12 protein-coding genes and 1 pseudogene are annotated in these 13,897 nt (G+C 61.5%); 9 read left to right on the forward strand and 4 right to left on the reverse strand.

The features are described 5' to 3' along the window. Positions 1-81 precede the first annotated feature (81 nt). Entirely contained in the window at positions 82-1,257 is a 1,176-nt protein-coding gene (locus ACV4UY_RS15065; RefSeq protein ID WP_491608397.1) for an AAA family ATPase, read from the reverse strand. 76 nt (positions 1,258-1,333) lie between these two features. Here ACV4UY_RS15065 and ACV4UY_RS15070 point away from each other — a divergent pair, with 76 nt between their 5' ends. Genes ACV4UY_RS15070 through ACV4UY_RS15090 form a run of 5 tightly spaced genes read left to right on the forward strand, consistent with a single transcriptional unit; the run spans position 1,334 to position 7,980 of the window. Then, a complete protein-coding gene (locus ACV4UY_RS15070) occupies positions 1,334-3,826 on the forward strand; it encodes a 6-hydroxymethylpterin diphosphokinase MptE-like protein (protein WP_491608398.1) in 2,493 nt (830 codons plus the stop codon). Beyond that, positions 3,823-5,019, forward strand: a complete 1,197-nt coding sequence (locus tag ACV4UY_RS15075) for a polysaccharide biosynthesis protein (protein ID WP_491608399.1) — start codon at positions 3,823-3,825, stop codon at positions 5,017-5,019. Before ACV4UY_RS15070 ends, ACV4UY_RS15075 begins: the two co-directional genes overlap by 4 nt. Before the next feature lie 17 nt (positions 5,020-5,036). Next, positions 5,037-6,203 (forward strand): DegT/DnrJ/EryC1/StrS family aminotransferase, encoded by a 1,167-nt coding sequence (locus tag ACV4UY_RS15080; protein WP_491608400.1) that lies wholly within the window; start codon positions 5,037-5,039, stop codon positions 6,201-6,203. A gap of 59 nt (positions 6,204-6,262) precedes the next feature. Further along, positions 6,263-6,919: a NeuD/PglB/VioB family sugar acetyltransferase gene (locus ACV4UY_RS15085; RefSeq protein WP_491608401.1), complete on the forward strand. Its 657-nt coding sequence runs from the start codon at positions 6,263-6,265 to the stop codon at positions 6,917-6,919. Further along, positions 6,916-7,980, forward strand: a complete 1,065-nt coding sequence (locus ACV4UY_RS15090) for a nucleotidyltransferase family protein (protein ID WP_491608402.1) — start codon at positions 6,916-6,918, stop codon at positions 7,978-7,980. Before ACV4UY_RS15085 ends, ACV4UY_RS15090 begins: the two co-directional genes overlap by 4 nt. A gap of 111 nt (positions 7,981-8,091) precedes the next feature. Here ACV4UY_RS15090 and ACV4UY_RS15095 read toward each other — a convergent pair whose 3' ends face one another. Both ACV4UY_RS15095 and ACV4UY_RS15100 read right to left on the reverse strand, forming a co-directional pair. Continuing rightward, entirely contained in the window at positions 8,092-8,613 is a 522-nt protein-coding gene (locus ACV4UY_RS15095; RefSeq protein ID WP_420906589.1) for a hypothetical protein, read from the reverse strand. A gap of 143 nt (positions 8,614-8,756) precedes the next feature. Next, on the reverse strand, positions 8,757-9,509 hold the full coding sequence (locus ACV4UY_RS15100; protein ID WP_491608403.1) for a lysophospholipid acyltransferase family protein: 753 nt from the start codon (positions 9,507-9,509) through the stop codon (positions 8,757-8,759). A 115-nt stretch (positions 9,510-9,624) separates the two neighbouring features. Here ACV4UY_RS15100 and ACV4UY_RS15105 point away from each other — a divergent pair, with 115 nt between their 5' ends. From ACV4UY_RS15105 to ACV4UY_RS15120, 4 genes are all read left to right on the forward strand, one after another. Next, the gene (locus ACV4UY_RS15105) at positions 9,625-10,491 is read left to right on the forward strand and encodes an RNA polymerase factor sigma-32 (protein ID WP_491608404.1); all 867 of its coding nucleotides are present in this window, start codon (positions 9,625-9,627) and stop codon (positions 10,489-10,491) included. 101 nt (positions 10,492-10,592) lie between these two features. Continuing rightward, positions 10,593-11,543 carry a hydrogen peroxide-inducible genes activator gene (locus tag ACV4UY_RS15110; protein WP_491608405.1) on the forward strand — a complete coding sequence of 317 codons (951 nt, stop codon included), beginning with the start codon at positions 10,593-10,595 and terminating at the stop codon, positions 11,541-11,543. Positions 11,544-11,656: 113 nt separating this feature from the next. Further along, positions 11,657-12,790, forward strand: coding sequence for a cytochrome-c peroxidase (locus ACV4UY_RS15115; protein WP_491608406.1), 1,134 nt, complete (start codon positions 11,657-11,659; stop codon positions 12,788-12,790). 69 nt (positions 12,791-12,859) lie between these two features. Beyond that, complete coding sequence (locus ACV4UY_RS15120; protein ID WP_491608407.1) at positions 12,860-13,360, forward strand: rubrerythrin family protein; 501 nt, start codon at positions 12,860-12,862, stop codon at positions 13,358-13,360. 309 nt (positions 13,361-13,669) lie between these two features. Here the strand turns inward: ACV4UY_RS15120 and ACV4UY_RS15125 are convergent. Then, positions 13,670-13,897: pseudogene (locus tag ACV4UY_RS15125) on the reverse strand (Rpn family recombination-promoting nuclease/putative transposase); the annotation flags it as partial.

The following is a 13,897-nucleotide window of genomic DNA, read 5'->3' on the forward strand; positions in this document are numbered from 1 at the left end:
GGAGGGGTCAATTCTTCGTGTCGTCAGGGGGTCAGTTTCTCATGTCGCCTGACAGGCGGCCTTCGACGATGAAACAGAACCTCATCCGATGCTCTCCTCGAACTCTGGAGCATTGATCAACTGCAAGAAACGATCATGGTAAGAAGAAAGACTTTTTAAGGCTGGAATATCCTTGGCATCCTGGAGCCACACCTCGCCGCCCTTGCGGCGCACCAGGCGCCAATACTCATAGGGGATGTTGTTGATGACGTAGGGGTGGTGGCTGGTGATGATGAACTGCACCTCGTTGCTGCGTTCCAGCATGGCATCGACGATCTGCGGCAGACAGTTGACCCCCAGGCTGTTCTCGATCTCATCGATCAGGATGACGGCTCCCTTGGGCGCCAGGGCGAGTTCCAGCAGGATGCTGAAAACGCGGAGCATGCCGGAGGAGATGTTGCTTCCTATTAGCTGATCGTCCTCATTCATTAACAAAAATATTTCTAATTTACCTTTTGTTAATTCAAAATCAATAAAGGATATTGCAGAAACGTGCGGAAATATCCCATTAAAAGTCCGAATTATATTATGATATGTTTCACTATGATCGCGTTGAAGCAGATATCCTCGAATTGTTAGTGGTCGATCAGTGGCTTGACGTAGTTCAGATAGGCTTAAATGATCTTTTATTTCAGTAGGAGTGACTGGTAAGGATAAGTTAATATTTGACGATGATATAATAGATTTTAAAAAATTATTAATTGGTTTGATATTCTCCTCTTCATCAAATAAAGATATTATGCTTTCAGAGTGCTTTAATGTTGGCAGGCTGGTATTGTTAAATGTTAACTGTTTTGAGCTGTGTAGGCGATTGGCGAAAATTTTATTATTGATTGTAATTGATTCGTGTTCGAGAGTTCTGGTTCTTACGCTGGCTTCCCAACAGTAAAACTTATTGTTAATATTGGCGGTAATTTTCCAATCACAGAATTCGCTAACAGCAATATTTTTTGTGCCAATCTGACTGATGGTTTGCAATGCCCTTAGAATACTCGTCTTTCCTGCTCCAGAAGGGCCAACCAATAAGTTAAAGGGTCCAAACCGAGTAGGATGGATTCTAATTCCACTAGGGACTTCAGCAAATTCAAAAGAGACGATGCTCATCAAGTTACCTCCCGTTGGCATTCCCATACCAATTTCATCCAGCGCACACCATGCAATTCCAAGGCCGTACGGGCAGGCTATGAGACTGGCCGGAAAATTGCAAGATTTTTTCATCGACAGCCAGCGAAACGGCGAACAGAGATTTCAACACGGGTGAAAAGAGCAGACCATGCAGGATACGACGCGCGATATGTCACTGGGTCCGATTCTCATGAACCGGTTCGGAGAGCGCTATCTGCCCTCCATCAACCAGGAGGCCTTCTCCAGGGTCGGATCCGAAAACCTCTTCGGCCAGCAGTACGGCGACTTCTTTACCCGCGAAAACGCCCTCTATCTGATCGTCGGGGCCGACTCCGGCTTGCTGGTCCAGTGGCTTTGCAAACGCAAGCGTCCCGAGGGATCGCGCTTTGTTTTCATCGAGTTGCCCGAGACCAGACAGGTTCTGGAAACCCACCGGCTCTTGCCCGAAAAACTCCCCCCGGAGCTGATCGTCACGACCGCCGCAACCTGGCTCGCCGAGGCCGAGGCGCTCTCCCTGCGCGATTATTTCTATCTGGATGCGGTCTTTCTGGCCAAATCCCTGGCCGTGATCGATGGCGTCCACGACGGCTATGCCGGGTTGCTCAATGAGGTGGAACGCACCTTCGGACAATACCGCCTGCAAGTGGGGCAGGAGATCGGCAACCGGGTCTTCATGCTCAAGGGACTGGAAAATCTTGCCGAAAACCGCTTTCCCGCCGGAGACCTGCACCAGACCTTTCAGGGTCGGAGCGCCATTCTGCTGGCGGGCGGCCCCTCCCTGCCGGAGAGCTTTCCCTGGATCCGCGCCCATCGCGACCATCTGACCGTGCTGGCCGTGGCGCGGGTGGCCGATCAACTCAAGGGGGCGGGGATCGTCCCGGATCTCTTCTTCGCCATCGACCCGCACGACGTGATCTTCCATCAGTCCAAGGGAATGCTCGCCTTCTGGCGCGAGTCGGTGCTCATCAACATGTACCACCTCAATCCCACCCTGTTGGGTCAGTGGCGCGGACGCGGGGCCTTCATGGGCACGCTGTTTCCCTGGGAGTGCCCCTGCAATCCGGTCAACGTGAGCTATCCCGGCATCACCGTGGGCCATCAGGCCCTGGGCATGGCGGTGGACATGGGTTTCGAGACCATCGTCATGGCCGGCTTCGACCTCTGTTTCAGCCGCGAGGGGTTCACCCATGCCGCCGGCAGCGTGGAGCAGGGTATCGGTCCCTACATCGCCCGCGGCGATCTGATGGTGGAGACCAACGGCGGCTGGATGGCCGAAACCCGTCACGACTTCCTGAACGCCATTCCGAGTCTGGCCACCCTGGCCCAGTACGCCGCCACGCGCAACTGCCGGGTGATCAACCCGTCGCCGGGCTCGGCGCGCATCGAGGGGGTCGCGCACCTCCCCTGGGAGAGCCTGGTCCCCAAGCCGACCAGCGACACGGCCCGCGACCGTTTGCGGCAATTCCTGCCCGAAGAGACCTCGACCAGTCGCGTGGATCACTACCGGGCCATCGAACAGGAGTTGGCCTCGGTGCGCGGGGTGGTGGTGAAGGTCAAGGAGTTGGCCGTCGAGGGGATCGATTGCAACGACGGACTGTTCGGACGGCGCGGCAAGAAGCCCAACTTCAAGTTCAAGAAGCGCATGGACGAAATCGAGGTCACCCTGGACGAGACCTACCGGGAGGCGAGCCGGCTGGTGAAGAAGTGGGGACTCGGGGCGATGTTGCGCCTGAGCCGTCCGGACAAGGAACGCGCCTGGAGCGACGAGGAGGTGGAGCGCACCGGTCGCCTCTATTACGAGATCTACCGCGACAACGCCACCTCCCTGATCAAGCAACTCGACGTGGTGCGCCAGCGCATCCGCATGCGCATGGAGGAGGAGCGCAACCGTCCGGATTTCAAGCAGATGGTCAAGCAGTGGCGCGAGGATGGCCAGCCGGGTCGGGCGTTGGTCTTTCTCGATCGACGCGGCTGGAGCGTCGAGGATCTGCCGGAGTCGGTCCGCGCGCCGTTCCGGCAGTTGATCGGGGAGTATGAGTCCCTTCTGGATAAAACCGATCACGACTACAAGCGCTACATCCTGGCCATGCAGAGTTCGCCCCAGGAGGTGCGTGCCAAGGCCCAGGCGTTGTTCCGGGGGCGCGAACGGGAGCGGTTGGTCCAGTTCGCGGCGGGTCTGGAACAAAGCACCCTGGAGGAGAGAATCGATTACGACCATCTGCTGCGCGGCTATCTGGCGGAACTCGATGGGGATTTGGACGGGGCGATGCGTGCCCTGCGCCAGGTGACCCACGCGGTGCTGCTGCCGGATGCCCTGCGTCAGATGTTCACCATCGCTTTGCGGCAGGGGGATATGCTGACCGCCGTGGCGGTCTCGCAACGGCTCTCGGACCTCTCCTTCCTGCATGTGCCCCACCATGCCGAGCTGTTGCGGATCAACGGTCAGGCCGAATACGCGGCAGCGATCTACGAAGAGTATCTCAAGGTGGTGCGCAAGGATTTCGTCTCCATGGTGAAATTGGCGCGGACCTATCTGGAACTGGGACGCAAGGAACAGGCAAAGGCCACATTGGAACGCATTCTGGCCGAGGATCCGGACAACCAGGCGGTACGGACCCTTTTGACCGATCTGGAGCGCCTGGGCGTGGAAGGTGGGGCATGAATCCGGGGATCATGCGGCGCATTTTGCGACGCGAGCAATCGTTGTTCCAGTCGGATCTCGAAGCGCGTCGCCAGGAGATTCGCGATGCCCTCAAGGGGGCGCGCATGCTGGTGATCGGCGCGGCGGGATCGATCGGTTCGGCCTTCGTGCGCGAGGCGGTGCGCTGGCCGGTGGACGCGCTGCGACTGGTGGATCCGAGCGAGAACAATCTGGTGGAGCTGGTGCGCGATCTGCGCGCCTCGGATCTGACCCCACCCGACGACTTCGCCACCAGTGCCATCGCCATGGGTTCCACGGAGTTCAATCACTTTCTCGATGCCCAGGATCCGTTCGATTTCGTGCTCAATTTCGCGGCCTTGAAGCATGTGCGCGCCGAGCGGGATCCCTTCACCCTGATGCGCATGCTGCATGTCAACGTGCTCGCCCTGGATGAGCTTTTGGGCGAGCTGGCCCGTGGTCCGGCGGCGCGCTTCTTTTCGGTCTCCTCCGATAAGGCGGTCAACCCGGCCAATCTGATGGGGGCCAGCAAGGCGTTGATGGAACAGGTGATGTGGTCCTGGTCCGAGCAGTTGATGACCGTCACCTCCCGGTTCGCCAATGTCGCCTTCTCCGACGGGAGCCTGCTGCACGGCTTCACCCGGCGCATGGAGAAACGTCAGCCCCTGGCCGCACCGCTGGATGTGAAACGCTATTTCATCTCCCACGAGGAGGCGGGACAGCTCTGCCTTCTGGCGAGCGTGACCGGCGGCACGCGCGAGATCTTCATTCCGCGCCTGGATGCCGGTGAGGATCTCTCCACCTTTGCCGAGATCGCCGTGATTTTTCTGCAGGAGCATGGCTACACGCCGCGCATCTTTTCGGACGATGCCGAGGCGCGCCGTTTCGCGGCCAGCATGTCCCCGAGCGGCGGGGAGTGGCCGTGCTGCTTCACGATGAGCGACACGAGCGGCGAGAAGGACGAGGAGGAGTTCGTGGGGGATGACGAGTCGGTCGATGGGGAGCGTTATCGGCGCATCGGCGTGATCTGTGGCGCGGAGGCTGATCCGGAGCGGTTGCGGCAGTTTCTCGAGGCGGCAAGGCGGGTGCGCGGCGAGCCGTCGTGGGAGATGGGCGAGCTGGCCTGGATCATCGAACAGGCGGTGCCTTCATTGCGCCATTTGGCCACCGGGCGGGATCTGGACGGCAAGATGTGAGTCCCATGGAGCCTGTGATGCCACACCGCATCCCTCTGGCCGAGCCGGATCTGACCGGCAATGAGGCCCGTTATCTGGCCGAGTGCGTCGAGAGCACCTTCGTCTCGTCGGTGGGGCCGTTCGTGGAGCGGTTCGAGTCCATGGTGGCCGAGGCGAGTGGCGCCACGGGCGCGGTGGCGGTCAGTTCCGGCACCTGCGGACTGCACGCCGCCCTGACCGCCGTGGGAGTGGGGGCCGGGGATCTGGTGATCCTCCCGTCGCTCACCTTCATCGCCAGCGCCAATGCGGTGGCCCATTGCGGCGCCACCCCGTGGATCCTGGATGTGGATCCGCTCAGCTGGAATCTCGATCCGGCGCTGGTGGAAACGTGTCTGGCCACCGAAACGACCATTCACGCCGATGGCCGGGTGATCCATCGGGAGAGCGGACGCCGGGTGGCGGCGATCCTGCCGGTCCACACCTTGGGGCTGGCCGCGGAGATGGCTCCGATCGTCGCCGCGGCGAAAGCGCGCGGGCTGCCGGTGATCGCCGATGCCGCCGCCGCCCTCGGGGCGCGTCAGCACGGGCGACCGGTCGGGGCGTTGGGGGCGGACCTGTCGGTGTTTTCGTTCAACGGGAACAAAACCGTCACCTGCGGCGGGGGCGGGGCGATCGTCGGGGAGGATCCCAGGTTGTTGGCCCTCGTGCGCCATCTGACCACCACGGCGCGGGTTGGCGCGGACTATGACCACGATCGGGTCGGCTTCAACTACCGCATGACCAACCTTCAGGCCGCGGTGGGCTGCGCCCAGATGGAGCGGCTGGAACGGTTCGTCGCCGCCAAGCGGCGTATTCGCGCGGCATATAATGCCGCTTTTGCGGCGCTCTCCGACCGGGTGGCTCCCTTCCCGGAGCCGGCAGGGAACGCGGGGGCCTGCTGGTTCTCCGGCTTCGTGGACAGGCGCGCCGATCCCGATGGGGTGGTCGGCCTGCGCGCCAGACTGAAGGAGGCAGGCATCGATGCCCGTCCGTTCTGGAAACCGATCCATCTCCAGCCCCCCTATCGGGAGGCTCCGCGTACCCCGCAACCGGTGTGTGAGGGGCTCTGGTGGCGAGTGGTGACCCTGCCGTGCGCGACGGCCTTGCCGGAGGCGGATCAGCAACGGGTCATTCTTGCCGTCCGTGCGCTTCTGACCGACGGTTGATGTTAAGGTAACTTGTTGAATGTTGGATGGTTCAAGACGAATCGGGTCTGTGATGCGAGATGGTCCATGAATTGCAAAACGGTCAAATCATCCTGGGTGGCGGCGGACACGCCCGGGTGGTGCGCGATACCTTGCGGGCGTTGGGATGGCTCGCGCGGGTGCGCGGGGTGGTGGCCCTGTCGATGAGCGAGACGGAACGGGCCGCCCTGGGCCTCCCGTATCTGGGAGCGGATGCGGTTCTGGAGTCGTGGGTTGGCACGGGGATCGAGCTGATCAACGCGGTCGGTTCGGCAGGCCCGACCATCCGGCGTCGGGAGCTGTATGAACGGTGCCGGGGGATGGGGTTTGGTTTCGCGACCCTGATCCATCCCAGTGCCTGGCTCGCCGGGGATGTGGAACCCGGCGCCGGGAGTCAGTTGATGGCGAAAGCCCTGGTGCAGAGCGGTGTTGCGGTCGGCGAGAACGTGCTGATCAACAGCGGGGCCATCGTCGAGCATGATTGCCGGTTGGGCGCGCATGTGCATGTGGCCAGCGGCGCGGTGTTGTGTGGCGGGGTGTGCGTGGGCGAAGGGGCCCACGTTGGCGCGGGCGCGGTGGTGCGTCAGGGGATCGGGATCGGCGCGGGCGCGGTGATCGGTGCCGGTGCGGTGGTGGTCAGGAACGTGCGGGATGGGGCGGTGGTGATGGGGTGTCCAGCCGGGGAGAGGGTGCGATGAGTCGCGAACAGGAGCGGTGGAGAATGATTCTCGTCCGTCCGGATCAGTCGATTCTGGAGGCGGTGCAGGTGATCGACAAGGGGGCGTTGCGTCTGGCGCTGGTGACCGACGCGGCGGAACATCTGCTGGGTGTCGTGACCGACGGGGATGTAAGGCGTGCCTTGTTGAAGCGCGTGGATATGAAGGAGCCGGTGATGACCATCATGAATATCTCCCCCACCTTTGCCAGACCCGCCGATTCGCGGGAGCGCATCCTGGCGATGATGCATGCCAAACGGATCGAGCATGTGCCGATCGTCGATGACGAGGGGCGGATGATGGGGCTCGAAACCATGCACAACCTGTCGGTGCCGGCCCCCCGCGACAACTGGGTGGTGCTGATGGCCGGCGGTCTGGGTTCGCGCCTGGCGCCGCTGACCGACGTGATCCCGAAACCATTGCTCAAGGTCGGATCGAAACCGATCCTGGAGGTGATCCTGGAGAGCTTCATCTCCCACGGCTTTCACCGCTTTTTCCTGTCGGTGAACTATCGCCGGGAGATGATCAAGGAGTACTTCGGCGATGGCTCGGCCTGGGGGGTGGAGATCGTCTATCTGGAGGAGAACGGGCGGCTGGGTACTGCGGGTTCGCTGTCGCTCTTTCCCGAAAAGCCCACCCAACCCTTTTTCGTCATGAACGGTGATCTGCTCACCCGGATCAACTTCAACCATGTGCTCAATTTCCATCTCGAGCATCAGTCCCGCGCCACGCTGTGCGTGCGCAAGGTGGAGCAGACGGTTCCCTACGGGGTGGTGCGTCTGGACGCCCACCGGCTGGTGACCATCGAGGAGAAGCCGGTTCAGGAGTATTTCGTGAATGCCGGGATCTATCTGTTGGACCCCGAGGTGTTGCCGCTGATCCCCCCGAACCAATATTTCGACATGCCGACCCTGTTCCAGGCGATCATCAAGCAGGGCGAAACCACGGCGGCCTTCCCGTTTCTGGACTACTGGATGGATATCGGACGCATGGGGGATTTCCGTCAGGCCTGCCGCGACTATCCGGAGGTGTTCGCGGCGTGAAAGCGGCCTGGTGACGGGCCGCGCGAATCATCCCGCTTGCGGGGGCGCGGGATCGCCGGCATCCGCTTGCAGGGGGAGCATGGGATCGCCAGACGGGGATCGGATCCGTTTTCAGGGCATGTGATCCATCAGCATTTCGCCGAGGCGCATGTTGAGGATTTTGGCCTGATCCTTGGAGAACACGGATTTGAAGGTGTTGATGCAATCCTTCTTGAAGAACTCCATCAGGGCGGGGAACATCTTGTAATTGAGATTGGCGGTGATCTGGGAGAACTTGAGCAGGCTTTCGTATTCGCGCAGGGAGATTTCGTATTCGGTCAGGTCGTTGATTTTGCAGTCGATATACTCGTAAAACTTCTCCACGAACACGAACTGTTCGAAGGATTGCGGATCCTTGAGGATGTCGTGTTTGACGTAGTTGCCGTTGACATCCTTGGCATCGCGGGAGACGATGAATTTTCCGTATTCGAGCATGACGCTCTTGGTGCAGCCCTGTTCCACATCCACGTCGATGACCGCCTGATCGGACTTGATCCGGTTGCAGAAGCTCTCCTTGCCGTACAGCTCCTTGACCAGCGACACCGTGTTTTCGAACACATCTTTTTCCTGCAATTTCTTGCCGGCGACATCCATGCTTGGCTCTCCCTTGTCCGTCATTCTCGACTTGTCATCCAGACCGCGAAATTCATCCGTCCATTGTAGCAGCTACGCGACGGGAGTAAATCGAAAAAAAAACGGGGATCCGGACCCAGGGCCGCGCGATGTCGCGGGTGGGGTCATTCCGAAGGCATGGATTCCAGGTGGCGTGTCATGGATTCGATGGTCTCCTCGACCTTCTGGACCAACCCCTTGCGATCGGCGCGGCTCAACCCCTCGGTGGGGATGGGCGGACCGATGCGCACCCGGATGGTGCCGGGTTTTTTGAGGAAGGAGCGGCGCGGCCAGAACAGACCGGCGTTGTGGGCCACGGGCACGATCGGGGCGCCCGCCGCCAGGGCCAGGGAGACACCGCCCGGATGATATTTGCCGGTGGTGCCGGGTGCGGAGCGGGTGCCCTCCGGAAAGATCAGCACCGCGACGTGTTCGGAGAGCTGTTCGGTCCCCTGTTCGTGGAGTCGGTGCAGGGCGGCCACGCCGCGACCGCGATCGATGGCGATCTGGTGGGTGGCCTTGAGCGCCCAGCCGAAGACCGGGATCCAGGTGAGGCTCTGCTTGAGTACCTGGACGCATGGATGAAACAGGGAGACGAAGGCCGCAGTCTCCCAGGCGGATTGATGCTTGGCCAGGATCACGTAAGGGGGCGGGGGTAGATTCTCCATCCCTTCGATGTTCTCGTGCAGATCGCAGGTGATGGCCAGGATGCGGCGCGTGAAGGCGGACCAGCGACTGGCGAGCCGGCGACGTTGGGCGACGTTGGTGATTGGCCAGGCCACCGTGATCGCAAGACCGAAGAACGTGATTCCAATGACGAAGAAGGTGAAAAAAAGTGCGGAACGCAACCATCCCTTGACCAGGGCACCTGCTGACATACAATACTCCATTGCATAATAAGGATCGTTCGCAAGAGGCGTCTCATCCCGCGAGCGCGGAGCCTCATCCCATTTCCCGCTCGACCCGCGCAGTCTAGCACGTTCACGAGGTGGCATGAAACCCACGACGACAACATCCTTGGTTCCGGTGGCCGATCAGGGCGATCTGGTCCGATATCTGGGAGAGATCAACCAATTCCCCCTGTTGACCCCGGAAGAGGAGTTCGCGTTGGCGGTGCGCTTCCACGATCATGCCGATCTGGAGGCCGCCCATCGGCTGGTGTCGTCCTACCTGCGCTATGTGGTCAAGATCGCCAGGGAGTATGTGGATTACGGCTTCCGGCTGATGGATCTGGTGCAGGAAGGGTCGTTGGGGCTCATGCAGGCGGTAAAAAAATTCAATCCTTATAAAGGGTTCCGTCTGGCCACCTACGCCATGTGGTGGATCCGCGCCTCGATCCAGGAGTTCGTCCTGCGCTCGTGGAGCCTGGTCAAGATCGGCACCACGGCCATGCAGCGCAAACTCTTTTTCAGTCTGCGGCGAAACAAACGCTCCATCGAACGGCTGGATCACGAAGAGGCCCGCCTGCTGGGCGAGAAACTCGGCGCCCGTACCCGGGATATCCTGGAAATGGATGGCCGGCTGGCCAACCGGGACGACTCCCTCAACCGTCAGACCCTGGAGGATGGGGAGGAGCTGCAAAACCTGATTCCCGACGCGCGCGGCAATCAGGAGGTGATGCTGCTGGCCGCCGAAAGCGCCAACCTGAACCGCCGTGCCGCCATCGAGGCGCTACGCGCCCTCAACGATCGGGAACGGGCCATCATCACCTGGCGAATCCTCGACGACTCGCCCCTCACCCTCGAGGAGATCGGACGCAAGCTCGGGGTGTCGCGGGAGCGGGTGCGCCAGCTGGAACAACGCGCCCTGGTCAAGATGCGTCAGGCCATCCTGCCGATTCCGGTGGAAGCGCCGGCCTGATCCCTTCGGCATCACGCACCGGCCCGCTGCCGGCCCGACCCCTTCGGCATCAACGCACCGGCCCACTGCCGGCCCGACCCCTTCGGCATGAACCTCCCGGCATGAACCTTCGACAGATCGAGTATGCCCTGGCCGTGGCGCGGGCGCGCAACTTCAACCGCGCGGCGGATCTGTGCCATGTCAGTCAGCCCTCCCTGAGCGTGGCGGTCAAGTCTCTGGAGGAGGAGCTTGGCGTCCCGCTGTTCGAACGCTCCCGCAACGAAATCAAGGTCACCCGTCACGGCCAACTCGTGCTGGAGGCGATGCGTGCCGCCCTGGAGTCGGTGGAGCGGATCCGGCGCGTCGCCCAGGAGTGCGCCGATCCCCTGGCCGGCTCCCTGCGCATCGGCGCCATCCTCACCGTCGGCCCCTATCTTTTCCCCGGACTCGCGGCAGCCTTCCATGCCGTGGCACCGCGCATGAAACTGCTCATCGAGGAGAACTTCACCGCCATCCTCACCGAACGGCTCAAACGTGGCGATCTGGATGCCATCTTCATCTCGTTTCCGTTTCAGGAACACGGGTTGGAGGTGTTCCCCCTTTATGACGAGTCCTTTGTGGCCGCCGTGCCCGCCGGACACCCCTGGGAGCGCCGCGATGACCTGAATGGGGATGATCTGGCCCTCACCCAGTTGATCCTGCTCGGCAAGGGGCACTGCTTTCGCGATCAGGTGCTGGACATCTGCCCGGAGTGCATGCGCTTGGATAGCAGCTCCGGCGGCGCCCGCAACATCATCGAGGGGACCTCCCTGGAGACGGTCCGGCATATGGTGGCCACCGGCGCCGGGGTGTCGGTGCTGCCCCAGTCCTCGTTGAACAGCCTGTTGTGCAACCTGAATGCCTGTCCGGTCCGTGAGGATCATCTGGTCCGCTATGTCCCCTTCGCCCCCCCGGCGCCGAGCCGGCGCGTGGCCCTGGCCTGGCGGAGCAGCTTTCCCAACCGTGAGGCCATCGAGGCCCTCGCCCTGGCCGCGCGTCGCTCCCTGCCGCCTGGAACAATCGCGGTGACTTGAACGATAGAAGGCGACTATCGATAACATATCGAAATAGTATTGGACCGATCGATAGTTAATACCTACCCTTCTCCCAGACCATTCACAAAACCTCCACCCTGGGAGCCCCGAACATGATCCAATCCGCCTCCGCAATCCCCCACGTCGTGTCCGCGCCGCATCTGTCCGACGCGGGCTCTCGTCTTGCCAATCCCGTCCGCATCCTGACCCTGGCCGCCCTGTTGAGCCTGATCGGGGTCGGGGAGGGGGTGGCCGGAGCGGATCTTCTCGAGCAGGCCCGCCAGCAGTTCAAGCCGATTCCCGCCTCGGCCCCGGAGATCAAGAACAACCCCTCCAATCCGGACAAGGTGACCCTGGGCAAGATGCTCTTTTTCGATCCGCGCCTTTCGGCCAGCCATCTGATCAGCTGCAATACCTGTCACAACGTCGGCATGGGAGGGGACGACAATCTGGAGACCTCGGTGGGTCACGGTTGGGCCAAGGGACCGCGCAACGCCCCGACGGCGTTGAACGCGGTGTTCAACGTGGCGCAGTTCTGGGATGGCCGGGCCGAAGATCTCAAGGCCCAGGCCAAGGGACCGGTGCAGGCCGGGGTGGAAATGAACAACAAACCCGAGCAGGTGGAGAAAAGCCTGCGTTCGATTCCAGAGTATGTGACCCAGTTCGGCAAGGCGTTTCCGGGGGAGAAGGAGCCGGTGAGTTTTGACAACATGGCCAAGGCGATCGAGGTGTTCGAGGCGACCCTGATCACTCCGAATGCCCGATTCGACCAGTTTCTGGGCGGCAAGCGCGAGGCGTTGACCGCCGAGGAGCAGAAAGGTCTGGCTCTGTTCATGGAGAAGGGGTGTTCGAGCTGCCACAACGGGGTGAATATGGGCGGACAGGACTATTACCCCTTCGGCGTGGTGGAGAAGCCGGGCGCCGAGATCCTGCCCCCCGGCGATCAGGGTCGCTTTGCGGTGACCAAGACCGCGAACGACTCGTATGTATTCCGGGCCGCGCCGTTGCGCAACATCGCCCTCACCGGACCCTATTTCCACTCCGGCAAGGTGTGGAGTCTGGAGCAGGCGGTGGCGATCATGGGTCAGAGCCAGCTGGGCCAGAAGCTCACCGACCCCGAGGTAAAATCGATCACGGCCTTTCTGACCACGTTGACGGGTGATCAACCCAAGGTCGAGTATCCCATCCTGCCTGTCAGCACCGGGAGCACCCCCAAACCGATCATCATGACCTCCGAGGCGAAGTGACGGCACCGCGACAGGCGTCGCACGCCGGGCACGCATCATTCACAGACGAACAGGAGCTTTTGCAATACCATGGAAACCAAACAGAATCTCAAGACCGCCTTTGCCGGCGAAAGTCAGGCCAACCGCAAGTATCTCGCCTTTGCCCAACAGGCGGAGAGAGAGGGGTATCCGGTGATCGCCGGGCTGTTCCGGGCGGTGGCCGAGGCGGAGACGATCCATGCCCACACCCATCTGCGCAATCTGGGCGGGGTGGGTGACACCCTGACCAACCTCACGGAGGCGGTGGCCGGCGAGAATTATGAGGTCAACGAGATGTATCCCGGCATGGTGGCCGCCGCCGAGGCCGAAGGGGAGACCCGCGCCGCCCAGGGGATGCGGTATGCCATGGAGGTGGAGAAGATCCACGGCCAGCTCTTCGAACAGGCGATCGCCGCCTTGCGCGGCGGCAAGGATCTGGCGGCGGACAGCTTCCACATCTGCCCGGTCTGCGGCCACACCGAGTTCGGTCCTCCTCCGGAGCGCTGCCCGGTCTGCAACGCCAAGGGGGCGTCGTATATTCTGGTGCGCTGACGTTTCCATCGATCGTTCATGACGAGCGGGCGTCCTCTTGAACAGGGGACGCCCGCGTCGTTTGGAACCTGCCGGATTTCCTGGGTGGCACCATGATCGTTCAATGGGAATCCGGGAGGTGTCCCTGGATCCGGAATTCAGCTGCCGATCATGGGGCTGTACCCTTCCAGGGTTCGATGGGATCCGGATTGGCGTTTGATCCGCGGGCTGTACCCTTCCAGGGTTCGATGGGATCCGGATTGGCGTTTGATCCGCCAGCCGATACGAAGCCGGCGCGGCCAATACCATGACCGATGTCCCGCGGAAAAGCTAATCCGAGAAGATCTCTTCCAGGGATTGCGCGTCCACGAAGCGGAGACTCCACGCCTCGATCAGGGAGGAGTCCGCCTTGGCGATTCGCTCCTGGATCCAGTCTGGGAGTGCGCCGAAGCGGTGTTCGAGAAGGCTGGTCAGGAGTCTGGCCTCGCCTTTCAGTTCCCCTCTCAGTTCCCCTCTCAGTTCCCCTCTCAGTTCCCCTCTCAGTTCCCCTCTCAGTTC

The sequence above is a fragment of the Candidatus Magnetaquiglobus sp. genome (assembly GCF_058402785.1).

Bases quoted from the DNA above. Each gene is read 5' to 3' on its own strand.
- ACV4UY_RS15120 (WP_491608407.1), top strand. From the start codon at position 12,860: ATGGAAACCAAACAGAATCTCAAGACCGCCTTTGCCGGCGAAAGTCAG.
- ACV4UY_RS15115 (WP_491608406.1), top strand. From the start codon at position 11,657: ATGATCCAATCCGCCTCCGCAATCCCCCACGTCGTGTCCGCGCCGCAT.
- ACV4UY_RS15105 (WP_491608404.1), top strand. From the start codon at position 9,625: ATGAAACCCACGACGACAACATCCTTGGTTCCGGTGGCCGATCAGGGC.
- ACV4UY_RS15085 (WP_491608401.1), top strand. From the start codon at position 6,263: ATGGTCCATGAATTGCAAAACGGTCAAATCATCCTGGGTGGCGGCGGA.
- ACV4UY_RS15110 (WP_491608405.1), top strand. From the start codon at position 10,593: ATGAACCTTCGACAGATCGAGTATGCCCTGGCCGTGGCGCGGGCGCGC.
- ACV4UY_RS15075 (WP_491608399.1), top strand. From the start codon at position 3,823: ATGAATCCGGGGATCATGCGGCGCATTTTGCGACGCGAGCAATCGTTG.
- ACV4UY_RS15090 (WP_491608402.1), top strand. From the start codon at position 6,916: ATGAGTCGCGAACAGGAGCGGTGGAGAATGATTCTCGTCCGTCCGGAT.
- ACV4UY_RS15100 (WP_491608403.1), bottom strand. From the start codon at position 9,509: ATGTCAGCAGGTGCCCTGGTCAAGGGATGGTTGCGTTCCGCACTTTTT.
- ACV4UY_RS15070 (WP_491608398.1), top strand. From the start codon at position 1,334: ATGTCACTGGGTCCGATTCTCATGAACCGGTTCGGAGAGCGCTATCTG.
- ACV4UY_RS15095 (WP_420906589.1), bottom strand. From the start codon at position 8,613: ATGGATGTCGCCGGCAAGAAATTGCAGGAAAAAGATGTGTTCGAAAAC.
- ACV4UY_RS15080 (WP_491608400.1), top strand. From the start codon at position 5,037: ATGCCACACCGCATCCCTCTGGCCGAGCCGGATCTGACCGGCAATGAG.
- ACV4UY_RS15065 (WP_491608397.1), bottom strand. From the start codon at position 1,257: ATGAAAAAATCTTGCAATTTTCCGGCCAGTCTCATAGCCTGCCCGTAC.